Below are 24,719 nucleotides of genomic sequence, written 5' to 3' on the forward strand. Positions count from 1 at the left end.
GCCCGTATGCCGATATCGAACAGCCCGCAGCCGGCCACGATCGACGACGCCCCGCTCATCAGCCGCGTCCTCGCCGAGGCCTTCGACGACGACCCGATGATGCGCTGGTTCTTCCCCGACGCCGCCTCGCGCGAGGCGGGCCTCGCACGGTACTTCGCCACCCTCTTCACCAGGCAGTACGTCCACCACGGGGTCTGCGAGCGCACCGGCGCCGCCGCCGCCTTCTGGGTGCCGCCGGAGGGCCGGGCGAAGGCCGTGCCGGACGCGGAGACGGTCCAGGAGCTCCAGGTCATCCTGGGTGAGCGCGCCGAGCTGTTCGGTGACGCCGCCCGGGCCGCCGCCGAGCACGCTCCGGAGGAGGACCACTGGTACCTGGCCGTCGTCGGCGCCGATCCGGCCGCCCGCGGCCAGGGGCACGGGGCGAACCTGCTGCGGTCCGGACTCGCCCAGGCCGACGCGGCGGGTCTGCCGGTCCGGCTGGAGTCCTCCAAGCCGTCCAATCTGCCTTTCTACGAGCACTTCGGCTTTTCCGTGCAGGAAGAGATGCGGCTGCCCGGAGGCGGCCCGGTCCTGTGGTCCATGCGGCGTGAACCTCGGATCGCGGCGTGAAGCTCGGGATGCGGCGCACCTGACCGGATGAAAAGAATGGGGAGAACAGGCGCGCGTTAAGCGTCGAAATCGCCGGGTACCTCGGTGCGGACGAAAACGGTGCCGTCGCACGAGGAAACGAGGAGCAAGCAATGCAGATCGGTTACAAGCTGGCCGCCGAGGCATTCGGCCCCAAGGAACTGGTTCGGCAGGCGGTTCTCGCCGAGGAAGCCGGCTTCGATTTCGTCGAGATCAGCGATCACTACCATCCGTGGCTCGACAACCAGGGGCACTCGCCGTTCGCCTGGACCGTGCTCGGCACCATCGCCGCCAAGACCTCGCGCATCGAGCTGGCGACGGGAGTGACGTGCCCGACCGTGCGCTACCACCCGGCGATCATCGCGCAGGCCGCCGCCACCCTCGCCCTCGTCTCGGACGGCCGCTTCGTGCTGGGCGTCGGCTCGGGCGAGCGGCTGAACGAGCATGTGGTCGGCCGCGGCTTCCCCGACACCGTCCGCACCCGGCACGAGATGTTCCGGGAGGCCCTGGAGATCATCCGGCTGCTGTGGAGCGGGGGCTACCGGTCGTACGAGGGCAAGCACCTGCGCCTTGAGGACGCCCGCGTCTTCGACCTCCCCGAGGAGCTGCCCCTGATCGCGGTGGCTGCCAGCGGCAAGGCGTCGACGCGCATCGCCGCGGAGCTGGGCGACGGCCTGTTCGCGACGGAGGAGAAGCCGGAGATCATCCGGCAGTACAAGGAGGCCGGGGGCAGCGGCCCGGCCTACGCGGAGGTGCCGATGGCCTGGGCGCCCGACGAGCACACCGGAGCGAAGGCCGCCCTGGAGACGTCACGGTGGGCGCTGACCGGCTGGAAGGTCATGAGCGAGCTGCCCAACCCGGTCAACTTCGACGCCGCCACGTCGACCGTGCGCGAGGAGGACATCCTGGGGAAGTTCGCCTGCGGCACGGACCCCGCCCGGTACGTCGAGGTGGCGCAGAAGTTCGTCGACGCGGGCTTCGACCGCCTGGTCATGCAGAACGCGGGCCCCGACCCCGACGGTTTCATCGACTTCTACCAGCGCGAGCTCGACGGGCGCATGCGCGCCCTGAGGCCGAGCGGAACACAGGCCTGACCTCACGTTCCCGGCCCGGACGCCCCACCAGGGCGGCGGGCGGAGCCGCGGGTCAGGTCAGCCCGCCGCGTTGTCGACGCGCAGCCGCACCTGCTCCTCAAGCCGTTCCAGGCTGCTGTCCAGGGCGCTGTGCACGGCCTGCTCGCCCGGGTCGTGGCTGTCCTCGAAGAACGACAGATGCACCGTCACCTCGCTGGTCCCCGAGCTCATGCCCGCGACCTGGAGCCAGCCGGTGTAGCTGCCCTGCTCGCGCGTGCCCCACTCCAGGCGCATCTGGTCCTTCTGGGCGCGCAGCAGGGCGGAGACGTCCTGGTCGGTGCGGTCCTCGTGCACGGTGACCGCGGGCAGCTCCCCCGCGTCGACGTGCAGGTCGCGGGGGAGCCACGTGTCCATCTGGCCGACGTCCGCGGCCTGGTCGAAGACGTGCTCCGGCAGTGCGGGCATCGTGCGCGAACGCTCGTACTCGGTCATCGCGGTACCGCTCCTCGGCTCGGTGGCATACGGGACACGACACCACGCATGCCCGGCCATCCGGCACTGAAGCCGCGACGGCGCAAAACCACCCGATCGCCGTCCCATCGGCTCCGCGGTCACCCGTGCCGTGCATGGTGCACCCGGGTCACGATGACCATGAGGAAGGCGGTGGCGCCGCCGAGCACCATGAGCGTGGCCGGTGAGGTGTGGTCGACGGTGACCCCGCCCGCCAGGGCCCCGAGGGAGATCGTCGCCTGGAAGGAGGCGGTGAACAGCACCGAAGCGGCCTCGGGCGCATGGGGCGCCGCCTTGAGGAACCAGGCCTGCGACGCCACGGGCACCGCCCCGTACGCGATGCCCCAGAGGACGAGCAGCAGCGCGGCGCCCCCTTGCCCGCGTCCGAGGAGCGGCAGCAGGAGGGTGGCCGCCCCGATCATGGCGGCGGCCAGGCCGAAGGTGAGGTGCGGCCTGCGGGTGACCAGCGCCCCGCCGATGAAGTTGCCGACGATGCCCGCGGCGCCGTAGACCAGCAGCAGGACGGTGATCAGGGCCGGGCTCGCGTGGGTGACCTGTTCCAGGAACGGCGTCACGTAGGTGTAGGTCCCGAAGTGGGCGAGGACGACGAGGAAGGTCAGCAGCAGGGCGAGGCGGGCGGTTGTGCCGCGAAGCGCCCCGCGCAGCACGGCCGGGCGTGTGGCCCGTACGGGCGGGAGCGGTGGCATGACCAGGAGCAGCATGGCGAGCACGGCGGCGGAGAGTGCGCCCATGACGACGAAGGCCGTCCGCCACCCCGCGATGTCGCCGATGAGGGTGCCGACCGGCACACCGAGGACGGAGCCCAGCGGGACCGCGGAGAAGACGACCGCGGTGGCCCGGCCCACCGAGGCGGCGGGTACCAGGCGTTGCGCGAGTCCGACGCCGATCGACCAGAAGCCGCCGATCGTGACCCCCACCAGGACGCGGGAGACCAGGACGAGCCAGTAGTTCGAGGCTCCGGCGGCCAGCAGGTTCGCCGCGGCGAGGACGGCCATGAAGGCGCAGAGCATCAGCCGCCGGTCGGCGCGCGCGGTCGCCACGGTCACCAGGGGCGCGGAGATCGCCGCGAGGAGACCGGGCATGGTCATCATCAGGCCGGCGCTGCCGTCGGAGACGGCGAAGTCGGAGCCGATCGAGGTGAGCAGGCCGATCGGGAGGATCTCGGTCGTCACGATGGAGAAGAGGCCGAGCGTCACCGCGACGACGCCGGGCCAGCCGGCCAGTGGGGAGCGGGTCGGTGGGCCGCATGCGCCGGGGGTGTCGGCGCGCGGGTCGGCGGTGCTTGTCGAGGTCATGGGTCCGTTTCCGGTGCGAGGCCAGTGTGGTGACCTCAGTGCAGCGGCTCCGCCCGGCGAGAGCTGGCAGGTACGCGACGTCATCCTCGCGGCCTCTGCCGTCCTGCGGGGTACTGACCACCTCGTACGCCGAACGCGCGCGTACTCGCCGGTGACAGAACCCGACAAGTACGCGCGCCCCACCCGGATCAGTGGCTCTTCACCCGAGCCGTCACCGGTCCGTCATCGGTCCGTCCCTCGGTCCGTCATCGCTCCCTCAGACGCCCGCGATGCTCTGGATCCAGGACCGGTACGCCGTCACGTTCGTGTACGCGGTGGTGGTCTGGCGGTCACTGGTGGAGGCGACGCCGACCTGCACGCCGTTGGCCATCATGGGGCCGCCGGAGTCGCCGCCCGCGGTGATGCCGTCGCCGCGCCGGGCGCAGATGGCCTGGCCCTGGTAGGCGTCGCGGCAGCCGCCGGTCACGACGACGTTGGCGACCTTCAGGAGCCGGGACTGGCAGTTGATCTCCGAGCCGCACTGGGAGGTGGCTCCCCAGCCGTACACCTGCACGGTCTGGTTGACCGACACCGAACCCGGGCTGCCGAGGCGGGCGTAGCTGCCGGAGACCGAGCGGTCGAGCTGGACCAGGGAGAGGTCCGAGGAGGCGTGGTTGCGGATGCTGGTGCCGTTGGCCGTGGTGCCGCCCGAGGTCTGGTCGAGGCTGCCGATGCGGAACGAGAGGTTGCCGCCGCTGACGCAGTGCTTGGCGGTGAGGATCCAGGTCGGGGCGATGATCGTGGCGCTACAGGTCTGCCGGCCGTTGGAGAAGAGCCGGGCCGCCCAGGGCGCGTTGGAGGCGTAGCCGCCGCCGATGATCGGCTTGGGCGAGTCGACGGCCGCCACGCTGGGCGGCGCGGTGCTCGTCCCGGTCTGCGCCGCTGCCGTGGGGGCCAGTCCGAGGACGGCCATCGCGGTGGCCGCGAGCGCGGGGACGAGTCTGGATATGCGCATGTTCGACTCCATTGTGTGGGGGTGGAACGTCCCGGATGGGGACTGAAAGACTGCATAGGTATGCAGTGACAGCGCGCACGCCACGGGCGGGTCGACCGTGGCGCGTGCATGCCATTTCGGCTGGGGTGAATGTGGCAGAGGAGTCGCCGCGGCCGCAAGGGGTCGACGGCCGTCAATTCCGTTGGTCCATTGGACCATTGGACGCCCGCGAGCCCCTTTCACAGTCGGACGTCGCCACTTGACCTTCGATCACTTCTCGGCGACACACCCGAGGTGAACGCGGTGGGCGACCCCCGGGGCTACCCATGTCTACGTGCGTAGCATTGCGGTTTGTCGCATGATCAAACAGCCGGCATCGGACTGAACCATTCAGCGGGCGCCGGCCTGAACCATTCATGGCACGGTGGGTCGGCACTGCCTGGGTACTCGGGACGACCGCGGCATCCGCCGCCTGACGGCATTCGTGCGATTTCGAGGAGGTACGTGCCATGCGCGCCCTCAAGCGCAGGCTCGACCGCAGTCTGAGCGCGCAGTCAGCCCTGATCTTCGTGCTGACGGCGGGAGTCACCGCCCTGCTCCGCCCGGACGAGCATCCGGCCTGGTGGACGGTGAAGGGTGTCCTCTGCACCGGCATCGCGATGGCGTTCGTCGTCGCGCAGCGCCGCAAGGCCGCCCGCGCCGCGGGGACCGACCCGAGAAGGGTCGCCGATCTCCAGCACGGGATCCGGCACCGCGAGGTGCCTCGGGATCCCGAGGAGCGGGCGTCCATGCGACGGCTCGTCGCCGCCCAGCTCGGCCAGTTGGAGCGGGGCAGCCGGTGGCTCCCGTACTGGCTGGGTTTCATGGGGCTCATCGCCGTCGGCACGCTGTTCCTCGGCACGGCCAACGGCTCGATGACCGTCCCGCTGATCTTCGCGGTCGGCGTGCTCGCGTTCTGCTGCTGGGTCCTGTGGACGCGTCACATCTCCATGGAGCGCTTCCGCTCCATGCACTCCGCCCTGCGGACCCACCGCACGCCGGCCTCGGCGGGCCGCCGAGAGTCTGTGTCATAACCCCGCGCCCACCCCGGCGCGTGGCTCCTGAGCGGCGGGCCCGACGCGTGATGGACTGGACGTCAGCGGCCCCGATCGGCCCCGCCGCGCCGGGGCGTGTCCCGCGACCGCATCCAGATGACGTGCTCGGACGGTATGGACCCGCAAGCTCCCACCGGCCGAACGCGACGAGAGGCAACCCTCATGTCCCGCACCCGGACGCAGGCCGCTCCCGCCGGCGGCGACGGCGCCCCGGACCTCCGGCACGGGCGGGCCCGGACGCCGGACCTCGTCGACGACGACGTCCCCGCGGCGGTGGGGCACACGCTCGACCGGATCCTGCGCGAGCGGCTCGACGCGGCACGTGACATCGACGTCACGTTCGCCGACGACATCGCCCGGCGCGTCGCCCGCTTCACGCTGGACGGCGGCAAACGCATGCGCTCGCAGTTCCTGTGGTGGTCCCTGCGCGCCTGCGGCGGCCCCGCGGACGCCGCCCGCACCGAGGCGGCGCTGCGGCTCGCCGCCGGGCTCGAACTCATCCAGACGTGCGCGCTCGTCCACGACGACGTCATGGACGGCTCCCCGCTGCGCCGGGGCGGCGCGTCCGTGCACCGGGACCTGTCGGCCCAGTACGCGCGGCCCGACGGCGCCGAGCGGGCGTTCGGCGGCTCCGCCGCGATCCTCGTCGGCGACCTGGCGCTGGCCTGGGCCGACGACGTGGTGGCCGCGACCGCGCTGAGCCCCCCGGCCGAGCGCCGCGTCCGCGGGCTCTGGCAGGCGATGCGGACGGAGATGGTGGCCGGCCAGTACCTGGACCTGCACGGCCAGGCCACCGGCGCGCGGTCGATGTCGCGGGCCATCCGCACGGCCGCCCTCAAGAGCGCCCTGTACTCGGTGGAGCGCCCCTTGGCCCTGGGCGCGGCCGTGGCGGAGGCGGACGAGGCGGTCACCGAGGCGCTCTGCTCCGCGGGCCGCTGCGCAGGTCTCGCCTTCCAGCTCCGCGACGACCTGCTCGGCGCCTTCGGCGACCCCCGGCACACCGGCAAGCCGTCGGGCGAGGACCTGCGCGAGGGCAAGCTGACGTACCTGGTCGAGGTGGCGCGGGCCCGCGCCACGGCCGCCGCCGACCACGAGTCGCTCGCCCTCCTGGACAGCACCGTGGGCAACCGGGAGGCGAGCGAGGGCGAACTGGACCGGGTGCGTCACGTGCTCGTGGCGACCGGTGCCCGCACGGCCGTCCAGGACAAGATCCAGCGGCTCGCCGAGCGGAGCCTGCGCGGTCTCGACGGCGCCGCGCTCACTCCCCACGCCGCCCTGCGGCTGCGCGGACTCCTCGGCGCCGCCGCCGGTGTACCGCCCTCCGATGCCGACGCCGACAACGACGAGCCGCCGGATCGCGTGCACACCTCCGCCGGTACCGACCCCGACCCCGTACGCCCCTCCTCCCGGACGAGCCGCCGATGAGGACCGTGGAAGGACCCACCACGCGGGTGGTGGTCGTCGGGGCCGGGCTCTCCGGGCTCTCCGCCGCGCTGCACCTGCTCGGCGCGGGCCGTGAGGTGACCGTCGTCGAACGGGCCGCGCACCCCGGCGGCCGGGCCGGGCTCCTGGAGCGGGGCGGCTACCGCTTCGACACCGGACCCACCGTGCTGACCATGCCCGGCCTCGTGGCGGAGGCCTTCGCCGCCGTCGGCCAGGAGCTCGGCGACCACCTGGACCTGGTCCCCCTCCACCCCGCCTACCGGGCGCGGTTCGCCGACGGCAGCGGCCTCGACGTCCACACCCGCGCCGAGGAGATGGAAGCCGAGGTCGCACGCTTCGCGGGGGCCAGGGAGGCGCTCGGCTACCGGCGGCTCCGCGCCTGGCTCACCCGCCTGCACGCCGTGCAGATGCGCCGCTTCATCGACGCCAACTTCGACTCCCCGCTCGCCCTCATGACGCCGGACCTGGCCCGCCTCGCCGCCCTCGGCGGCTTCGGCAGACTCGACGCCCGCATCGGCCGTTTCCTCTCCGACGAACGGCTGCGCCGCGTCTTCTCCTTCCAGGCCCTGTACGCGGGCGTCCCCCCGGCCCGCGCCCTGGCCGCGTACGCCGTCATCGCGTACATGGACACCGTGGCCGGTGTCTTCTTCCCCCGCGGCGGGATGCACGCCCTGCCGCGCGCCATGGCCGCCGCCGCGGCGGGCGCCGGTGCCGACATCCGCTACGGGCACGACGTGACCCGGCTCGAACGCTCCGGGGACCGCGTCACGGCCGTCATCACCGACCACGGGCGCATCCCCTGCGACACCGTGGTCCTCACCCCCGACCTACCCGTCGCCTACCGCCTGCTCGGGCACCGGCCCCGTCGGCCGCTCGCGCTGCGGCACTCGCCCTCCGCGGTGGTCCTGCACGCGGGCACCGACCGCACCTGGCCCGGTCTCGGCCACCACACGATCTCGTTCGGCGCCGCCTGGAAGGAGACCTTCCGGGAGCTGACCGGCACCGGCCGCCTGATGTCGGACCCCTCGCTGCTCATCACCCGCCCCACGGCGACCGATCCGGGCCTCGCGCCGCCGGGGCGCCATCTGCACTACGTCCTCGCGCCCTGCCCCAACACCGACATCGGTCCCGCCGCCGCGGACTGGCACGGCCTCGCGCCGCGCTACCGCGACCGCCTCCTGCGCGAACTCGAAGGGCGTGGACTCGACGGGCTCGCCGCCGCGATCGAGGAGGAGTGCCTGGTGACGCCGGTCCACTGGGCGGCCCAGGGGCACGCGGCCGGCACGCCGTTCTCCGCCGCCCACACCTTCGCCCAGACCGGGCCCTTCCGGCCGCGCAACCTCGTGCGCGGCACGGTCAACGCCGTGCTCGCCGGATGCGGCACCACGCCGGGCGTCGGCGTACCCACCGTTCTCATCTCCGGCAAGCTGGCCGCCGCCCGCGTCACGGGCGGCCGGCCGGTCCGCACCGCGAAGGGGCCGCGCCCATGACCACCAGGGAACTCGACGCGGCGGGCATCACCGATCCCGCGCTGCGCGCCGCCTACCGCCACTGCCGGCGCCTCAACGCGCGCCACGGCACCACCTACTTCCTGGCCACCAGACTCCTGCCGGTCGACCGAAGACCGGCCGTCCACGCCCTGTACGGCTTCGCCCGCCGGGCCGACGACATCGTCGACGACCTGAACTCCCTGGCCACACCGGCACAACGGGCCATTTCCCTGGACCGCCTCAGGGCCGAACTCGCGGCCGGTCTGCTCACGGGCAGCGGCGCGGAGCCCGTCGTCACGGCCCTCGGGGACACCGCCGCCCGCTACGCCATCCCGGCCGAGCACTTCACCGACTTCATGGCGTCCATGCGGCAGGACCTGGAGGTCGCCGAGTACGCCGACTACGGGGCGCTGTACCGCTACATGCACGGTTCGGCCGCCGTCATCGGCCTACAGATGCTGCCGGTACTCGGCACCGTCGTGCCCCGCGAGGAGGCCGCCCCGCACGCCGCCGCCCTCGGCGTGGCCTTCCAGTTGACCAACTTCCTGCGGGACGTCGGCGAGGACCTCGACCGGGGGCGGATCTACCTCCCGGGCGACCTGCTCGCCGCGCACGGCGTCGACCGCGCCCTCCTGCGATGGAGCAGGGACACCGGCCACCGCGACCGGCGCATCACCAGGGCGCTCAAGGCCGCCGCCGCGCTCACCCGGGGCGTCTACCGCGACGCGGCCCCCGGCCTCGCCATGCTCGACCCCCTCTCCCGCCCCTGCGTCCGCACCGCCTTCAAGCTCTACGGGGGCATCCTCGACGCCATCGCCGACGGCGGGTACGCCGTGCTGCACCGCCGGTCCTTCGTCCCCGGCCACCGCCGGGCGGCGGTCGCCGCCGACGGTCTGCTGCGCCTCGCCGCGGCCCGCCTGCGCCACCGCGCCCTCGGCGGTACGAAGCCACCGCTCACCGGCCTACCGGTCACCGGCCTCCGGAAGGAAACCGCATGAGGGGCCGCCGCTCCCCCGCGGCCGGACGCCTGCCGCTCAGCCTGCGCCGCGGGCCCGTGCCCTGGGACCGCCAGCGGCCCACCTGGCGCGAGGCCAGGCCCGGCACCATCGCCGCGGCCCTGGAGCGGGCGCGGGCCCGCCCGTCGGGCAACTGGTACGTCATCGGCGGCAGCCGGGAGATCACACCCGAGCGCCCCCTCGGCCGTACCGTCGCGGGCACCGAGGTCGTCGCCTGGCGGGACGCGGAGGGCGTCCTGCGCGCCGGTCCCGGCGTCTGCCCGCACCTCGGCGCTCCCCTGAAGGACGGCCCCGTCCACTGCGGCACGCTGCTCTGCCGCTGGCACGGCCTCGCCCTCGACGGGCGGGCCAGGGCGGGCTGGGTCCCCTATCCCGCGTACGACGACGGAGTGCTCCTCTGGATCAGGCTCGACGAGGCCGGCGGTGAGGAGCCCTCGGCGCGGCCGGTCGTTCCCGCGCGCCCCCGCCCGGCCGACGCCCTCACCGCGGTCTGCACGGTCATCGGGCGCTGCGAACCGGAGGACGTGATCGCCAACCGCCTCGACCCGTGGCACGGGGCGTGGTTCCACCCGTACTCCTTCGTCGACCTCACCGTGGTCGGTGCCCCCGAAGGAGACGGCGACGACGCGTTCACCGTGGACGTCTCCTTCAAGGTGGTGGGGCGCGCGGTGGTGCCGGTCCGCGCGGTGTTCACCGCGCCCGAACCGCGCACCGTCGTCATGCGCGTCACGCGCGGCGAGGGCGAGGGGTCCGTCGTCGAGACCCACGCCACGCCGCTCGGCCACGACGGCGCGGGCCGGCCGCGTACCGCCGTCGTGGAGGCCGTCGTCGCCGCGTCCGACCGCCGCGGCTTCGCGGTCGCCAGGGCAGCGGCGCCACTGGTCCGACCCCTGCTGCGGGCCGCGGCGGGCAGACTGTGGCGTGACGACATCGCCTACGCACAGCGGCGCTGGGAACTGCGGAACAGCGGGCGGTTCCCCGGCTGAGACGTGGTGACGCTCAGATGCCGGCGAGGTGGTTCAGCAGCCGCAATGGGAGTGTCCTGCCCTTGGCCGGGACGGTCCACAGCGTCTGTCCTTGGATGCCCCACCTGGCGAGCAAGGCGTTCGCCGCGAGGAACCCGGTGGTCGCCGCCCGTTCCATCAGCGCCACCGGCAGATCGGTGCGGACCAGGTCGCCCGCGACCGTGACCGCCGGATCGCTGGTGCGCACGCCGGGCCGGTCCCGGTGGCCGCCCACCGCGAACAGGGGGCAGTCGGCCCGCCATTCGTGCCGCTCGTCGACGATCGCCGCGTCACGTGTCTCGGGGTAGACCTCCCGCAGCCTCCCGAGCAGCCGCTCCTGTTCGGCGGCCTTGTCGGCGCCCGCGTCCACCGCGTAGGCGTGCAGTTCGAGGACCGAGCCGCCGGTCCGCCGCGCCCAGCGGGCCGCCTCGCCCTCCCAGCGCTCCAGGACGCTGACGTTGTCCAGGGGGCCGTAGCCGCTGGTGCCGAGGAAGCCCGGCCGGCCGGACGCCACCGGACGGTCCAACCAGAGGCGGGAGACGAGGAAGGGCGGGGCGGTGCGCAGCCGCATGACGCGGGCCCGCCACCGCTCGTCGCAGAGATCGGGCGAGCGGGCGACCACATGCCGCAGGCCCCCGGTGTCCAGGGCCAGGACGACGGCGTCGTGCCGGCGTCCTCCGTCGGGCGTGCTGACGCGGAGGCCGCCGCGCGGGTCGGGCCGCACGCTCCGCACTCCCTGGCCGGTGCGGATGTCGGCCCCGTGCCCCGTGAGGTAGTGGGCGAGCGGCTCCCACAGGGCTGCGGGGAACGGCTCGTCGGGCACGTCGAAGAGGAGCCCCTCGCTGGAGCCGAGGAAGTAGATGTGGAACATGAGGGCGAGTTCGGCCGCGGAGAGCTCCTTCGGGTCGGCGAAGAAGCTGCGGGAGAAGACCTCGAAGGCCAGGTGGTGGGCGGCTTCGGGGAAGCGGATGCGTCGCAGCAGCTCCCACGCGCTGATGCCGTCGAGCCGCTCGTACACCTCGGGGACGCGCACGTCCAGGAGCGGCAGCGCGGCCCTGGGGTTCATCCGGGCCAGGTCGCGCACGCCGAAGGTCGGGCTGAGGGCGGCGAAGCCGAGCGCGCTCCAGGGCGGTGTGCGCGGTACGCGGGCGAAGCTGTCCTGAAGGCCGCCGCTGTGCCGCAGGGGGTAGTCGGGCAGCCCGGTGAGCCGGCCGAGGGCGGGATCGGCCCTGCGCAACAGCCCCCGCAGGTTGTAGTACTGCCGGAAGAATGCGTGGAAGCCGCGGCTCATCGTCACCGTCGAGCCGTCCGCCAGCCGCACCGGCCAGCCGGCCAGGCGCCCGCCGAGCTGCCGCTCGCGCTCGTAGAGCGTGACGTGGACGCCCCGTTCGGCGAGCGCGGTGGCCGCGGCGAGCCCGGCGATCCCGCCGCCGACCACCGCCACGTCGGGCGCCTCGCCCGTGACGCGGGGGGCTCCTTGGGGCCCGGGGACGACCTCGGCGCGCCGGTCGCGGCCCCTGCGGGGTGCGCCGCCCCGCCTCATCGCTCGGCCCGTGCGGGGGCGGGGGCCGCGGCCGTCCGGGGCGCCTCGGCCACGAGGGTGTGCGCGATGCCCGTCTGCCAGCCCGGCATCGGCAGGACGCGTACCCGCTCGAAGCCCGCCCGTCGTACCCGTGCCCCGAGTTCGGCCGCCGTGTCGAAGGCGATGACGCTGCGGTACAGATGCCGGTAGAGGCGGCCGTCGCCGGCGAGGCTGCCCACCGGGAGGACGACGCCGGCGCAGACCGCGGTCCACACCGCGCGGTCGAGGGCGTTGCCGCCGAGTGTGTACTCGTGCACGGCGAGGCGGCCTCGCGGGGCCAGGAGGGCGCGGGTCGCGTCGAGCACCGCGTCGGGGTCCTTGAGGTTGCGGAACAGGTACGCGGCGAAGACGGCGTCGAAGGGGCCGCTCACCCCCTCGTCGGCGAGCCGCTCGGCGGGCGCGCGCACGAAGGAGACACCGGCCGGCCAGCGCTTGCGGGCCGCTTTCGCCAGCATCCCCGCGGAGGCGTCCACCGCGACGATCTCGGCGCGCGGCGCGGCGCGCAGCAGGGCCGCGGTGGAAGCGCCGGTCCCGCACCCGAGGTCCAGGAGCCGCAGCCCGGCGCCGCCGTTCGGCAGGCCGAGGCGGCGGGCGGATCTGCGCAGGTGGGCGTGGTAGCCGGGGTTGACGGACACGAGGCGGTCGTAGCTGCGGGCGGCATGGTCGAAGGCGGCGGACAGGGTGTCGTCACGCAGCACGGTCATCTCGGCGTCTCTCTGTTCGGTCCTTCGGGTTCGGGCCGCCCCGCCGCCCCGCCACGCCCGTCGGGGTGGGCGCGCCGCGGCAGCCAGGGCAGTTCGAGCGCGGTGCGGAGCATGGGGCGTACGGGGGTGCGCAGCCCGATCGTGAAGTCCTCGGGCCAGCGGGTGCCGCCGTCGAGGAAGCGCAGCAGTCGTGCCATCGGCACCCCCTGGAACAGGCCGGTGAAGAACGGGGCGCCCGCCACCCGCCCGGTGTCCAGGGCGCGCAGCAGCACGGCGTCCATGGCGAGCGAGCGCGCCGAGTGGGCCGGTGGCGGCTGCGGGAACCGTCCCTGACGGCAGGCGGCGGCCACCGCCCGGGTCTGGCGCTGCACGGCGGCGAAGGTGTAGCCGGTGGAGGGCCGGGTGGCGCCGCCCGCGGTGCCGATGCGGAAGACGGACCGCCCTGCCCTGCGCGGGAAGCGGGCGTCCGTCATGGGGATCACGCCCTGCTCGGCGCGGGTCACCTCGAAGTGCTCGACGCCGAGCCGGTGCCGTACGTAGTCGTGCAGGGCCCGCTCGTACTCCCGCTCGTCGAGGGGCGCGGCGGAGAACTCCGTGTACTCCACCAGCGCCTGGCGTGCCGTGGTCGGCAGGACGTAGGCGAAGGAGAGACCGCGGGCGGGCTGTGGCGTGCGGAAGTCCATCAGGTCCGCCACGCGGGCGTCGAAGACCGGCTGCCGCGTGGTGAGGTACCAGCCGCGGAAGTGCTGGAGGAGCCTGGTCCTCGCGGGCGGCAGCTCCCGCGGCGGGCGGGAGTCGAACACCCACCGGGCCCGGAGCGACACCGGCCGCCCGTCCGCGGTGGTCCCCCGGACCTCGGCCCCCTCCCCCGCGTCGCGCACCTCGTCCACGTGGGCCGTCAGGCGGCGCAGCCCCGGTTCCGCGTCGAGGCGGGCCGCGACCAGCGTCTCGAAGGAGCTCGACCGGAGCATCTTGTACCGCAGCGGTGCGGGTGAGCCGACCACCTGGGTGCCGTCCGGCGCCCGTACGCGGAGGGTGTCCCACACGGCGGTCAGCGCGTCGTCGAACTCTCCCCCGGCCTCCTCCCAGTAGCACCACGTCCGCTCCGGTGGCCTGGCCGGGCCCGGCGGGGCGTCGACGAGCGTCACGGAGGGGACGGGCCCCGGCCGGGGCGCGCACAGGCGGTGGGCGAGGGAGAGCCCGGCGGCGCCCGCGCCCACCACGGCGATCTCGCAGTCGTACACGCGTCACCTCGCCTTCGCCGCACGTCGCGTCGGCGTCGCGCGTCGGTCGCCGTCCTGGTCGGCCAGGATTCCGCACGGGGCCGCCGCATGGACGCAGGCTTGCGGGGATTCCCGTCTTTCGACGGGATTGATCGCCCCGATGCGCGCCAGGCCCCTCAGCCCTGTTCGCGCTCCACCGGCAGCCAGAGCTCGGCGTCCGCTTCCGTGCCGTCCGCCGACAGGCGGGTGCGCAGGATCTCGGGCCCGGGACGGCTGCGGTACGGGTTGGCGGGGAACCACTCCGTGAACACGTCCCGCCACAGCTCCTGGATGGCCCGCGGCGCGGGTCCGGAGGTGGTGAAGACCGCCCAGGTGCCCGCGGGGACCGGCAGGACGGCCGCGTCCTCGGGCACCGCTGCCGGGGCGGGCGCCGAGGTGATGACCCCGTGGTAGTAGTCCAGCTCGGTTCCCTCGGCCCGGCCGGGATCGAGGTCGTCGCAGACCGCGACGGTGCCCCGCGGCTCCTGGTCGGAGAGGTTCTCCAGGCTCTCCTTGGTCTGCGGACGGATGGCCCGGACGAAGTCGATGATCGCCTGGTTCGGCCCCGAATGCACCAGCGGCACCCGGGCCTTGGGCCCGACGACACTGAACTCCGGCTTGTCGATCACGCGGTAGCGCATGCTGCTGTTCCCTTCGACGGTGAGGCGGAAAGTCAGCCGGGGCTGGGAGACGAGCGCGGTGCCGGTCCGCCGGGCCTCGCCGGGGCCGACTCCGTGCATGGCACGGAACGCCCGCGCGAACGCCTCGCCCGAGCCGTACCCGTACCGCACCGCGATCTCCAGCAGCGACTCGCGCCGCGCGAGCACCTCGGCACCGGCGACGGTGAGCCGCCTGCGCCGGACGTACTCCGACAGCGGCATGCCCGCCAGCGCGGAGAACATCCGGCGCAGGTGGTACTCCGACGTCGCCGCCGTGCGCGCCAGATCGGCCACCTCGATGCGCTGATCGAGACGGGACTCGATCTGTTCCATCGTCTGGTTGAGCCGCTCGAGCACCCCGGGTTCCTTTCCTTGATTGCGCTCACCACGCTAGGCAGCGGGCCCCCCGCCGGACCCGACCTTCTGTGCCCGATGAGGTCGGGTCCCCGCGGTGCTCAGCGTGCGGCGACCCGCTCCAGCCAGGAGCGCAGCGCGGCGTTGAACTCGGCGGGGCGTTCCAGGTTCGGCATGTGCGCCGCCGCTTCGATGACGCACAGCGTCGAGTCGGGGAGCGCGGCGTGCATGGCCTCGGCGTCGGCGACCGGGGTGAAGGCGTCGTCGCGGCCCACGACGACGAGGGTCGGCACGGCGGCGCGGGTCAACAGGTCGCGGTAGTCCGGGCGTTCGGCCCTGCCGCGCAGCGCGGCGGCGGCTCCCTCGGGCGGGGCGGCCAGCATCATGCCGTGGACGTAGGCGGAGGCGTCCGTGTTGTACGGGGCGACCATCTTGTCCCGGACCTCGTCCGCGTACCCCTTCATGCCCTCGGCGAGGAGCCGGTCGGCGGTGGCGTTGCGGGTGACCTTGCCCTCCGGGGTCTCGGCCGTGGGGAAGGTGTCGGCGAGGAGCAGACCGGTGACGCGCTCCGGGAAGAGGCGGTAGCACTCCATGACGAGCTGTCCGCCCATGGACAGGCCGCCGAGCGCGAACTCGGCCACGCCGAGGTGGTCGAGGAGCGCGGCGACGTCCTCGGCGAACGTGGCGAACTCCGTGGTGCCGGGCACGACGCTGGACTCGCCGTAGCCCCGCAGGTCGGGCGTGATCACACGGTGGTCGCTCGCGAGAGCCGCGCGCTGCGGGCCCCACATGGAGCGGTCGAAGGGGTGGCCGTGGAGGAGTACGAGGGTGGGGCGGCCCGCGTCCACGCCCTCACCGCCCTCGTCGTCGTAGCCGATGGTGACGCCGTTGACCTGTGCTGTTGCCATGCGGGGAGGCTAAGTTGGGCGGCCGTGCGCAGCAAGTGCTTAACGTGTGCACGGGCCCTGCCCGGTCGCCGTGCCGTCCGGCGCGTGTCGTAGCGTATTCGCCATGTCCACGCCGCCCCAGCCCGGTGGTTTCGGTCCTGTCCCGTCTCCTTATGAGCAGCAGCCACCGCAACCGCCCCACGCCCAGCCCCCCTTCCCCCAGCAGGGTGCCCCGTACCCCCAGCAGGGTGTCCCCTACCCCCAGCAGGGCGCTCCGTACGGGCAGGGTGTGCCGTACGCGCACCAGCCCCCGCCCGGACCGGGGCCAGGGCCCGGGCCCTGGGGTCACCCGCCCGTGGCACCGCCGCCGCCCCGGCACAGCACCGGCAAGGTGGTCGGCATCCTTGCCGCGGTCGTCGTCGTGCTGGTGGGGGCCGCCGTCGCGGGTTCCCGGGTCTTCTCCGAGGCCTCCGGCGGGTTCCCCGAGGCGAAGTACCGCATGTCGGTGCCGCCCGAACTGCTCGACGGCACGTACAAGTTGACGCAGGACCTCTCCGACACCTCGGGCAAGGCCATCGTCGAGGAGAACCGGAGCCGGGCCAACATCCGGGACCCGAAGGCGGTCGTCGGGCAGTACGTGGGCCAGGGCGAGCAAGCGGGCGGTGCGCTGGTCGTCTCCGGCATGTACGGGCGGTTCAAGAACGCCGCCTCGGCGCGCGATGACATGATGCGGGGCGCGGCCGAGGCGCAGGGTGCCACGGTCGCCGTGCCCGCGCGCGACATCACCCCCGCGGGCTCCGGTCTCACGGTGCGGTGCCAGGTCCTCACTACGGACCAGGGCACGGGCGGCGCACGGAGCAACGTGCCGCTGTGTGCCTGGGGCGACGACAACACCGGGGCGGCCGTGGGTGTCGTCACGGCGGAGGACGCGTCGAAGGACCCCGACGACATCGACCTCGACGCCGTGGCGCGGACGACGCTGAAGGTGCGCGAGGAGATGCGCGAGCCCATCGGCTGACCCCGGGCGGCGCTCAGGCGGGGTAAACGGGTACGCGTACGTACGACACCACGCGAGAGCCGACCCAGCGCCCCCGAGGAGCACCATGACCCAGCCGTCCGCCGCCGCCTGCGGAGCCCCCGGGCCCGACGAGCACCCGACCATGGCCGACCGCGGCTGGCTGGCTGTCGCCTGCCAGCTCGCCGCCGAAGTCGCGCCGCCGGAGAACGGCCTCTGCGCGGGCGCGGTCGTCGTCGCCGCGGACGGCACGGAACTGGCCCGCGGACTCTCCGGCGAGGGCTCGCGGGCGCACGCCGAGGAAGCCGCGCTCGGCACGCTCGGCGCCGCGCAGACCCGGTTGCGCGGGGCGACGGTGTACAGCTCGCTCGCCCCCTGCGCCCAGCGCCCCGATGGCACGCGACCGTGCGCCGAGCTGATCCGCGACTCCGGGGTGCGGCGCGTGGTGACCGCCGTGCGCGACCCCGAAGGGTCCGTGTCCGCCGGCGACGGCTCGGGGCTCCTGGAGTCCGCCGGCGTCACCGTCATCGAACTGCCCGAGTACGCGCAAGCCGCCATGAAGCCCAACCGGCGTGCGCCCTGAACAGCGGAGCCCGCACTGTCCAGCAGCCGGACGGATCAGCCGTACGGGCGTGGTCGCGGGCACCATGCCGGGATGGACAACACACGTCGGATCGTCAGCTCCGGATCACCGCTGGAACCGCGGATCGGGTTCTCCCGTGCCGTGCGGACAGGACCGTACGTCGCCGTCGCGGGGACGGCCCCCATCGGCGACGACGGGTCCACCGTGGGGCCGGGTGACGTCTACGCCCAGACGGTGCGGTGCCTGGACATCGCCGAGCGGGCGTTGCGCGAGGCGGGGGCGTCGGTCGGGGACGTGGTCCGCACCCGCCTCCTGCTGACCGACGTGACGCGGTGGGAGGAGGCCGCCCGGGCCCACGGCGAGCGGTTCGCCGCGGTGCGGCCCGCCTGCACGGTCGTCGAGGTCTCCCGCTTCATCGACCCGGCCTGGCTGGTCGAGGTGGAGGTCGACGCGGTACTCGGCCAGGTTCAGGAGGACGGTCGGTAGGAAGGCCTGCGCGGCGCTCGGCCAGGTTCAGGAAGCCGGTCAGCAGGGACGGGCCGCCGGCCCCGCGGAGTCCGGCTCCCGCGAGCCGGCCGCGCCGCCACTCACCTCACGCCGACGCGGCATCACGGGCGGTGCGTCCGGCTTCCTCGGCCACGCGCTGGAGCCGGGCGCGGTGGTCCGCCCACCACGCGGGGTCGCCGGGCGCCATGTTCCGCCCGTCCTCGCGCTGGCCGACGGCTCCGTCGACGAGTTCCCTGGCGACGTCGGCGTGGCCGGCGTGCCGCTGGGTCTCGGCGATCACGTGGACGAGGACCCGATGGAGCGTCAGTTCCTTCTCCGGGCCGCCGGGTACTCGGCCGAGCGCGTCGAGGGAGCGTGACTCGATCGTCTCGTCCGAGTGGGCCCACACCCGGCGGTACAGCCCGACCACCGACTCCCGCGACTCCTCCGGGGTCGCCCACATGTCCGCGTTGGGCTCGGCCTCGCCCGTGCACCACAGCTTCGGCGCGCCGGTGAAACTCCGGCCGAACGTCTCGCCCAGGTAGAGCGCCTCGGCGCCGGTGACGTGCTTCACCAGGCCCAGCAGATTGGTGCCCGTAGGGGTCATCGGTCGGCGGATGTCGTACTCGGAGAGCCCGTCGAGTTTCCACAGCAGACAGTCGCGCGCGTCCTGCAAGTACACCTTGAGGTCGGTCTTGAAGTCTCGTGATCCGGTCATCAGGGCAGTCTGCCCGCCGGGTGATCCGCGTGTCTCCCGTAATTCCCGCGTAGTCAGAGCGGTGTCAGCGGGACGCGGGAGACTCCCGCCGAGGGACACAGCAGACGGACACAGCGGACCGGTACACAGCGGACCGGTACACCAGGGGGGACCATGAACCGGAGGACCAGCGGCACGCTGCTCGCCGCGGCCGTCGTCGCGACGTGCCTGACGGGTACGGCGGCCGGGACCTCGCACGCGGCCGGCTCGGCCACGGCGTGCGTCATGCGTGAGAACAGTCCGCACACGGACTGGACCGGGATGACGTGGGACGCGGACATCCTGTGCGACAACGCGCCCGGCGACGTCCATCTCCAGTCGTTCACCGACAGCCCCGTGGTCGGCCGCATGGTCACCACCAGGAGCTGGTTCGTCTGCTGGAAGGTCGGCGACCCCCACTCCGGGGGCAACAACATCTGGTACTACACCCAGGGCGACGAGGTCGTCTCGCGTCCGAGCGCGCAGGCCTGGGGCTACATGCCCGCCGTGAAGCTGGAGACGGAGCAGGACCCAGTACCCGGCCTGCCCAAATGTTCTTGGGGATGACCGGGATGAGGGCATGAGGGCATGAGGGCATGAGGGGACGAGGGGACGATGAGGGGGATACGGGGATGAAGAGACAGTCACGGGGCACGGCGAGGCGATGGCATGCGCTCGGGGCGCTGTCGGCAGCCGCGGCGGCTTCGATGTTCCTGCCCGCGGCCGGTGCGGCCGCCGCGAGCACCGCCCGGAACGATTCCGCGGCTCCGGTGTGCCACATCCGCGAGGGCGTACGGCACACCGACATCAAGGGCCACACGTACACGAAGGACCTCTACTGCGAGAACGCCGTGGCCGACGTCTTCGCGACGCCGGAGGTGTACGGGACGGTCATCTCCAAGCTGAAGACCTCGCCGAGCTGGTTCGTGTGCTGGCAGAGCGGTGACCTGCATCAGGGCGGCAACCGCATCTGGTACTACACGCAGGGCGACGAGGTCCTCAACTGGCCGCTGTGGGAGGGCTGGGGATACGTGCCGGCCTTCCGCGTCGAGACCGAACCCGATCCCTTCCCCGGCCTGCCGGCCTGCCTGCCCGGCTGACCGCCACCGCCCGGCCGACTGACCACCTGTCTGACCACCTGCCTGACCACCGACATCTGGAGTGAGATCGTGGCGTTCTTCGAGAAGACGCGCGGCGGGCGTACCGCCGCCTCGGCCCTCGTCCTCGCGGCCGCCGCCCTGTGGCCCCTGACCCCGGCCTCGGCGGCGACGCCCACCCCCACCCCCACGGCCGACGCGAACTGCGTCCTGCGGCCGAACGTCACCCACACGGACACCCTCGGCAACAAGTTCACCGGCGACCTGTACTGCGCCAACGCCCCGGGAGACCTGTACGGACGCCCGGCCTTCGACGCCCCCGTGACCGGGCGGCTGAAGACGACCCAGAGCTGGTTCGTCTGCTACTCGATCGGCGAGGCGCACAAGGGCGGCAACAACGTCTGGTACTACACGCAGGGCGACGAGACGGTGAGTCTGCCCAGCATCGAGGCCTGGGGCAACATGCCCGCGAGCAGCGTCCTGACCAGCACCGACCCCTTCCCCGGCCTGCCCCGCTGCCCCTGGCACTGAGCCTCGCCGCCGGGTGGCGGCCGATCGCCTAGACTCGGCCAATGGCCAAGTACTTCGACGTCCACCCCGACAATCCCCAGCGGCGCAGCATCACCACCGTGGTCGACAGCATCCGCTCCGGCGCGCTCATCGCGTACCCGACGGACTCCTGTTACGCGCTGGGCTGCCAGCTCGGCAGCCGCGAAGGCCTCGGCAGGATTCGGACGATCCGTCAGCTCGACGAGCGCCACCACTTCACCCTGGTGTGCCAGAACTTCGCGCAGCTCGGCCAGTTCGTGCACCTCGACAACGACGTGTTCCGCGCCATCAAGGCCGCCACGCCCGGCCGCTACACCTTCATCCTGCCCGCGAGCAGGGAAGTCCCCCGGCAGCTCCTGCACCCGAAGAAGAAGACCGTCGGGGTCCGCATCCCCGACCACACCGTCACCCAGGCTCTGCTCGCCGAACTCGGCGAACCGCTGCTCTCCAGCACCCTCCTCCTGCCCGACGAGGAGGAGCCGCTCACGCAGGGCTGGGACATCAAGGAGCGGCTCGACCACGTCGTGGACGCCGTCATCGACTCCGGGGACTGCGGCACCGAACCCACCACGGTGATCGACTTCTCGGAAGGCGAGGCCGAGATCGTCCGTCACGGAGCCGGGGACACCTCCCGCTTCGAGTAGGCCCTCACACGGGCACGGGCACGGGCACGGGCGCGGGCGCGGGCACGGGCGCGGGCACGGACGCGGCGTCCGGGTCAGCGGCGGCGCCGGCGCTGCGGGGTCCAGCCGGCGCCGACACCGGTGAGGTGCAGCGCCACCAGGGTCAGACCCAGCAGCGTCAGGCTGGTGGTGCCGAAGAAGATATTGGCCGAGGTCTCGGTGAGGTGGAGGATCCACGCCAGGCCGAACACGACGGCAGCGCCGACAGCGAGCACGGTGACTCCTTCGGGAGGGGCGCGGACCGACGCCGCGCGGCGATGCGGGGAGTGGCTCACTGGCCGGTTTCCCCGCGAGTGCCCGTCCATGCGCACGGCGAGTGCCCGTCCCTGCGCCCGGCCGTCGCGCCGGGTGCGGCCCAGGCCTCCGGCGGCCCATGGAACACTGCTGCGAGGAGTTGCCGTCACCGCTGCCTCCGCCGAACAATCAGGGGGCCGTGGCCGACTCGACAGCTGGAGATTCATTGACCGACAATCAGCCGGTGCCCCATCCCGAGGGCGAGCGGTCCTCCCCCCTGGGGCCCACGACGCAGCGGCTCGCGGCCCAGGCGGCCGAGCTGCGGCGGCAGGTGTCCGAGCTGGAGGTGCAGGTCCGCTCCCGCCCCAAGATCGCGCTCGCCGAGGGCGTGCTGGTGGAGCGGTACGGCCTGCCGGACGCCGAGGCGGCGTTCTCGCTGATGCGCCAGGCGTCGCAGCGGGCCAACATCAAGCTGCACCAGGTGGCCGTCGCCATCGCCCGCACCTCGGGCCCGGAGCGCGGTGCGCAGTCCTGGTTCCAGCCGCGGCCACCGGAGCCGGCCCCGCCGCTCGACGCGCTCGGCTCCGGCACGCTCGACGCGAGGAACCAGGGAGAGGTCCTCGGCAGCGCCCTGAACCGCGTGCTCGACATCACCAGCACCGACATGGGCAACGTCCAGCTGGTCGAGGACACCACCCTGCGCATGGAGAAACACACCGGCCTGAACCAGGAGTTCACCGATTTCTTCGCGTTCGTGGACGGGGGGACCGCGTGCTCACGGGCCGCCGTCGCCCGCCGTCAGGTAACCGTCAAGGACGTGGAAGCGTCCCCCGGTTTCGACGACCTCTCGCGCCGCGTGATCCTCTCCGCCGGCAGCCGCGCCTGCCACAGCATTCCGCTGATCGACGCGACGGACACCGTGCACGGCGTCATCTCCTCGCACCACGCACGCCCCCTGATCGGCTTCACCGGGGCACAGCTCCGGGCCCTCGCGGACACCAGCCGTGCCACAGGGGCGTGGATCGAGTGGCATCGGCGCACCGTCCTGCCGGAGGCGCTGGAGGATCTGCACCGGCTCGCCCTCGCCCGCCAGGGCTGAGCGTGCGCGACCGCTGACCCGCCGACCGCTGCTCCCCCGGCCGCTGCCCCCTCCCGGGCGGTTCCTCGCGGAATCTTCACGTCGGGCGCTGTTCCTCTCCGTCCGCGCGGGCACCCGGAAGGGGTCCTCAACGGAAAGGGGAGCGGCATGACAGCGGTCGCCGTCCTACTCCTGCCGGGGCTGGCAGTTCTGCTCCTCCTGATGGTGCGGCTGGAGGACCGGCTGCTGGACCCCACATCCCGGGAACGTTCCGGCCGGCACGCCCGCCGGCGCCACCTTCGCCTGATCCGCGGCGGGGGTGAGGTGGCGCCGGGGCCGGAAAGGCAGCAAATTCGGTCGGCCCGGCCGGAGAAGAGAAAGGCCGCTTGAGCGGATCCCGTCCCGAGCACGGCAGGGAGTTTATGCAAGCCTCCCGCCCGGCCCGGAACTTTCGGCGATGCGGCGTTCATGACGGGTTTGGCGAGAGGGTGAGGTGACGTGAAAGTCTACGGTCATGACGATGAATGACTACGACCGCGTGCGCGCGGGGATCGAAGCCATGACGGCTTACATTTCCGGCGAACCCGCAATGGACGAATACATCGCGGAGATACGCGCGAAGGACGGCGATCTCGATCAAGTCGCCGACAGTGCCACCGCCTTGTGTGCCGCGCTGCTCTTTCAGATCGCCGAAATGACCGGAAAGACACAGCACGAAGTGCTCCAGGAACTGGCCCATGGACTGAACCGGAGCGAGGCGGAGCAGCGCGGGTAGCAGCGGCATCCCGCACGTCGCCACGGTCACCACGCTCAAGGAGCAGTTCCATGGACAGTCCACCGGCAGCCGCGCCCACGGCGGGCGCGGCATGGGGCCCGCGGTGCACCGCCCTGCGCCGTACCCCCGTATCGATGTGGAACGACGACGTCTCGGACTGGGCCGCGGCCCTGACGTACTACGCGATCCTGGCCCTGCTCCCCGCCTTCCTGGTCACCGTCAGCCTCATCAGCCTGGTCAGCCCGGACACGACCGAGGCGCTGATATCCGAGGTGACGGCCTGGGCGCCCGCCCAGTCGGGGCGCGCCCTGCACGCGGCGCTCAGCGACATGGCGGACGCGCGTTCGGCGGCGCTCACCGTGGTGATCGCCGGGGCGGTCAGCGCCGTGTGGTCCGCGTCCAGCTACTCGGCCGTCTTCCGGCGGGCGCTGCACGCGATGCACGGGCAGGCGGACTGCCGGCCCGTCTGGCGCAAGGCGCACCGGGTGCTGATGACCGCGGTCACGCTCCTGGCGCTGCTCGTCGCGAGCGCGCTCCTGCTGGTGCTCAGCGGTCCGCTCGCCGAGGGGCTTGGCCGGCGTATCGGTGTCGGGGACGCGGGGCAGACCGCGTGGGTGGTCCTGAAGTGGCCCGCCCTGTTCTGCTTGGTGGCGCTGCTCGTCCTCGTCCTGTTCCGCAACGCGCCGCCGTCCGCCCGTGGCTGGCGCCACAGCCTGCCGGGGGGTCTGCTCGCGGCGCTGCTCTGGCTGGTGTCGTCGGCCCTGTTCACCTGGTACGCGTCCGGGTTCGGCAGCTACGGCAAGCTCTACGGTTCGCTGGCGGGCGTCGTGGTCTTCCTGGTCTGGCTGTGGATGTCCAACCTGGCGCTGCTCGCCGGGGCGCAGTACACCGTGGAGCTGGCCCGGGTGCGGACCGCCGCCGCGCGGTGACCGAGGCGGGCCGCGCGGTGACCGAGAGGGTGCCGGGTGACCGAGAGGGTGCGCCGGTCAGGCTGCTCCGTCGTACGGGGTGACGCGGCGGTAGGCCGCCCGCGCGGAGAACAGCCGGCCCGCGGCCGTGCCGAGGAGGGCCGCCGCGAGCAGGCAGGCCATCCAGCCGGGATCCCGGTGCCCCGCCCAGGAGATCTCGCCGGTGGGGTGGGCGGCGAAGACGTTCAGCAGGGCCCAGCAGAGCAGCGCGGTCCCCGGGGCGGCGGTGAACCGGCCGAGCACCCCGAGGACTGCGGCGAGCAGGGAGAGCGCGGCCAGCGCGAAGCCGGTGCGGTCGAGGGCGCCGAGCAGGTCGAGCACGCCGATCAGCGCGAAGGAGCCCCAGGAAGCGGCCGTCCAGACGAAGGGCGTGGCCATGGGTTCGGGAACCGGCCTGGCGCCCCTGGCGATGTGCCGCCACTCCACCGCGTCCCTGGCGTGGTACCGCCACTGCGTCATCGTCGGTTCCTCCCCACCGCCGGGCACCGGGGGCGACACCGCCCCAGGGCCCTCCACAGCTT

At 73.2% G+C, this 24,719-nt stretch carries 28 protein-coding genes; 17 read left to right on the forward strand and 11 right to left on the reverse strand.

Features of this window, described 5'->3' with window-relative positions; genetic code table 11:
* Positions 1-6 precede the first annotated feature (6 nt).
* Together ACRAKF_RS02960 and ACRAKF_RS02965 are read left to right on the forward strand one after the other, a co-directional pair.
* Positions 7-609 (forward strand): GNAT family N-acetyltransferase, encoded by a 603-nt coding sequence (locus ACRAKF_RS02960; RefSeq protein WP_447035150.1) that lies wholly within the window; start codon positions 7-9, stop codon positions 607-609.
* A 131-nt stretch (positions 610-740) separates the two neighbouring features.
* Complete coding sequence (locus ACRAKF_RS02965; protein ID WP_447035151.1) at positions 741-1,721, forward strand: TIGR03557 family F420-dependent LLM class oxidoreductase; 981 nt, start codon at positions 741-743, stop codon at positions 1,719-1,721.
* A 57-nt stretch (positions 1,722-1,778) separates the two neighbouring features.
* Here ACRAKF_RS02965 and ACRAKF_RS02970 read toward each other — a convergent pair whose 3' ends face one another.
* From ACRAKF_RS02970 to ACRAKF_RS02980, 3 genes are all read right to left on the reverse strand, one after another.
* Complete coding sequence (locus tag ACRAKF_RS02970; RefSeq protein ID WP_447035152.1) at positions 1,779-2,192, reverse strand: SRPBCC family protein; 414 nt, start codon at positions 2,190-2,192, stop codon at positions 1,779-1,781.
* Positions 2,193-2,311: 119 nt separating this feature from the next.
* Positions 2,312-3,526, reverse strand: coding sequence for an MFS transporter (locus ACRAKF_RS02975; protein ID WP_447035153.1), 1,215 nt, complete (start codon positions 3,524-3,526; stop codon positions 2,312-2,314).
* Positions 3,527-3,782: 256 nt separating this feature from the next.
* A complete protein-coding gene (locus ACRAKF_RS02980) occupies positions 3,783-4,520 on the reverse strand; it encodes a S1 family peptidase (protein ID WP_447035154.1) in 738 nt (245 codons plus the stop codon).
* 488 nt (positions 4,521-5,008) lie between these two features.
* On the opposite strand from ACRAKF_RS02980, the gene ACRAKF_RS02985 reads away from it, so the two are divergent.
* The 5 genes from ACRAKF_RS02985 (at position 5,009) to ACRAKF_RS03005 (ending at position 10,528) form a co-directional block, all read left to right on the forward strand.
* On the forward strand, positions 5,009-5,572 hold the full coding sequence (locus ACRAKF_RS02985) for a hypothetical protein (protein ID WP_447035155.1): 564 nt from the start codon (positions 5,009-5,011) through the stop codon (positions 5,570-5,572).
* A gap of 183 nt (positions 5,573-5,755) precedes the next feature.
* A complete protein-coding gene (locus tag ACRAKF_RS02990) occupies positions 5,756-7,018 on the forward strand; it encodes a polyprenyl synthetase family protein (RefSeq protein WP_447035157.1) in 1,263 nt (420 codons plus the stop codon).
* Positions 7,015-8,526: a phytoene desaturase family protein gene (gene crtI, locus ACRAKF_RS02995; protein WP_447035158.1), complete on the forward strand. Its 1,512-nt coding sequence runs from the start codon at positions 7,015-7,017 to the stop codon at positions 8,524-8,526. The genes ACRAKF_RS02990 and crtI overlap by 4 nt, the downstream gene beginning before the upstream one ends.
* Positions 8,523-9,524 carry a phytoene/squalene synthase family protein gene (locus tag ACRAKF_RS03000; protein ID WP_447035159.1) on the forward strand — a complete coding sequence of 334 codons (1,002 nt, stop codon included), beginning with the start codon at positions 8,523-8,525 and terminating at the stop codon, positions 9,522-9,524. Before crtI ends, ACRAKF_RS03000 begins: the two co-directional genes overlap by 4 nt.
* Positions 9,521-10,528 (forward strand): DUF5914 domain-containing protein, encoded by a 1,008-nt coding sequence (locus tag ACRAKF_RS03005; RefSeq protein ID WP_447035161.1) that lies wholly within the window; start codon positions 9,521-9,523, stop codon positions 10,526-10,528. Before ACRAKF_RS03000 ends, ACRAKF_RS03005 begins: the two co-directional genes overlap by 4 nt.
* Before the next feature lie 13 nt (positions 10,529-10,541).
* Here the strand turns inward: ACRAKF_RS03005 and ACRAKF_RS03010 are convergent, their stop codons facing one another.
* From ACRAKF_RS03010 to ACRAKF_RS03030, 5 genes are all read right to left on the reverse strand, one after another.
* Positions 10,542-12,089: an FAD-dependent oxidoreductase gene (locus tag ACRAKF_RS03010; protein ID WP_447035162.1), complete on the reverse strand. Its 1,548-nt coding sequence runs from the start codon at positions 12,087-12,089 to the stop codon at positions 10,542-10,544.
* Positions 12,086-12,832: a class I SAM-dependent methyltransferase gene (locus tag ACRAKF_RS03015; RefSeq protein WP_447035164.1), complete on the reverse strand. Its 747-nt coding sequence runs from the start codon at positions 12,830-12,832 to the stop codon at positions 12,086-12,088. Before ACRAKF_RS03015 ends, ACRAKF_RS03010 begins: the two co-directional genes overlap by 4 nt.
* Positions 12,829-14,076, reverse strand: coding sequence for a lycopene cyclase family protein (locus ACRAKF_RS03020; protein ID WP_447035165.1), 1,248 nt, complete (start codon positions 14,074-14,076; stop codon positions 12,829-12,831). Before ACRAKF_RS03020 ends, ACRAKF_RS03015 begins: the two co-directional genes overlap by 4 nt.
* 155 nt (positions 14,077-14,231) lie before the next feature.
* Positions 14,232-15,110: an AraC family transcriptional regulator gene (locus ACRAKF_RS03025; RefSeq protein WP_447035166.1), complete on the reverse strand. Its 879-nt coding sequence runs from the start codon at positions 15,108-15,110 to the stop codon at positions 14,232-14,234.
* 98 nt (positions 15,111-15,208) lie between these two features.
* Positions 15,209-16,015 (reverse strand): alpha/beta fold hydrolase, encoded by an 807-nt coding sequence (locus ACRAKF_RS03030; RefSeq protein WP_447035168.1) that lies wholly within the window; start codon positions 16,013-16,015, stop codon positions 15,209-15,211.
* Between the two features lie 334 nt (positions 16,016-16,349).
* Between ACRAKF_RS03030 and ACRAKF_RS03035 the strand changes: the two genes are divergently transcribed.
* From ACRAKF_RS03035 to ACRAKF_RS03045, 3 genes are all read left to right on the forward strand, one after another.
* Complete coding sequence (locus tag ACRAKF_RS03035; RefSeq protein ID WP_447035169.1) at positions 16,350-17,012, forward strand: hypothetical protein; 663 nt, start codon at positions 16,350-16,352, stop codon at positions 17,010-17,012.
* Positions 17,013-17,097: 85 nt separating this feature from the next.
* The gene (locus ACRAKF_RS03040; protein WP_447035171.1) at positions 17,098-17,592 is read left to right on the forward strand and encodes a hypothetical protein; all 495 of its coding nucleotides are present in this window, start codon (positions 17,098-17,100) and stop codon (positions 17,590-17,592) included.
* A 72-nt stretch (positions 17,593-17,664) separates the two neighbouring features.
* A complete protein-coding gene (locus tag ACRAKF_RS03045) occupies positions 17,665-18,078 on the forward strand; it encodes a RidA family protein (RefSeq protein WP_447035172.1) in 414 nt (137 codons plus the stop codon).
* 106 nt (positions 18,079-18,184) lie between these two features.
* Here ACRAKF_RS03045 and ACRAKF_RS03050 read toward each other — a convergent pair whose 3' ends face one another.
* Positions 18,185-18,796, reverse strand: a complete 612-nt coding sequence (locus tag ACRAKF_RS03050; RefSeq protein WP_447035173.1) for a DinB family protein — start codon at positions 18,794-18,796, stop codon at positions 18,185-18,187.
* 153 nt (positions 18,797-18,949) lie between these two features.
* On the opposite strand from ACRAKF_RS03050, the gene ACRAKF_RS03055 reads away from it, so the two are divergent.
* The 4 genes from ACRAKF_RS03055 to ACRAKF_RS03070 all read left to right on the forward strand — a co-directional run bounded on the left by ACRAKF_RS03055 (position 18,950) and on the right by ACRAKF_RS03070 (position 21,104).
* The gene (locus ACRAKF_RS03055) at positions 18,950-19,381 is read left to right on the forward strand and encodes a hypothetical protein (protein WP_447035175.1); all 432 of its coding nucleotides are present in this window, start codon (positions 18,950-18,952) and stop codon (positions 19,379-19,381) included.
* Positions 19,382-19,446: 65 nt separating this feature from the next.
* Positions 19,447-19,914, forward strand: coding sequence for a hypothetical protein (locus ACRAKF_RS03060; protein ID WP_447035176.1), 468 nt, complete (start codon positions 19,447-19,449; stop codon positions 19,912-19,914).
* Positions 19,915-19,983: 69 nt separating this feature from the next.
* The gene (locus ACRAKF_RS03065; protein WP_447035177.1) at positions 19,984-20,442 is read left to right on the forward strand and encodes a hypothetical protein; all 459 of its coding nucleotides are present in this window, start codon (positions 19,984-19,986) and stop codon (positions 20,440-20,442) included.
* Between the two features lie 41 nt (positions 20,443-20,483).
* Positions 20,484-21,104, forward strand: a complete 621-nt coding sequence (locus tag ACRAKF_RS03070) for an L-threonylcarbamoyladenylate synthase (protein ID WP_447035178.1) — start codon at positions 20,484-20,486, stop codon at positions 21,102-21,104.
* A gap of 74 nt (positions 21,105-21,178) precedes the next feature.
* On the opposite strand, the gene ACRAKF_RS03075 is transcribed toward ACRAKF_RS03070, so the two are convergent.
* A complete protein-coding gene (locus tag ACRAKF_RS03075) occupies positions 21,179-21,358 on the reverse strand; it encodes a hypothetical protein (RefSeq protein ID WP_447035179.1) in 180 nt (59 codons plus the stop codon).
* Between the two features lie 263 nt (positions 21,359-21,621).
* Here ACRAKF_RS03075 and ACRAKF_RS03080 point away from each other — a divergent pair, with 263 nt between their 5' ends.
* From ACRAKF_RS03080 to ACRAKF_RS03090, 3 genes are all read left to right on the forward strand, one after another.
* The gene (locus tag ACRAKF_RS03080) at positions 21,622-22,476 is read left to right on the forward strand and encodes an ANTAR domain-containing protein (RefSeq protein ID WP_447035181.1); all 855 of its coding nucleotides are present in this window, start codon (positions 21,622-21,624) and stop codon (positions 22,474-22,476) included.
* A 499-nt stretch (positions 22,477-22,975) separates the two neighbouring features.
* A complete protein-coding gene (locus tag ACRAKF_RS03085) occupies positions 22,976-23,230 on the forward strand; it encodes a hypothetical protein (RefSeq protein WP_447035182.1) in 255 nt (84 codons plus the stop codon).
* Positions 23,231-23,280: 50 nt separating this feature from the next.
* Positions 23,281-24,159 carry a YihY/virulence factor BrkB family protein gene (locus ACRAKF_RS03090; RefSeq protein ID WP_447035184.1) on the forward strand — a complete coding sequence of 293 codons (879 nt, stop codon included), beginning with the start codon at positions 23,281-23,283 and terminating at the stop codon, positions 24,157-24,159.
* 57 nt (positions 24,160-24,216) lie between these two features.
* On the opposite strand, the gene ACRAKF_RS03095 is transcribed toward ACRAKF_RS03090, so the two are convergent.
* Positions 24,217-24,657 carry a hypothetical protein gene (locus ACRAKF_RS03095; protein ID WP_447035185.1) on the reverse strand — a complete coding sequence of 147 codons (441 nt, stop codon included), beginning with the start codon at positions 24,655-24,657 and terminating at the stop codon, positions 24,217-24,219.
* Positions 24,658-24,719 lie beyond the last annotated feature (62 nt).

Source organism: Streptomyces sp. DSM 118878 (genome assembly GCF_052936595.1).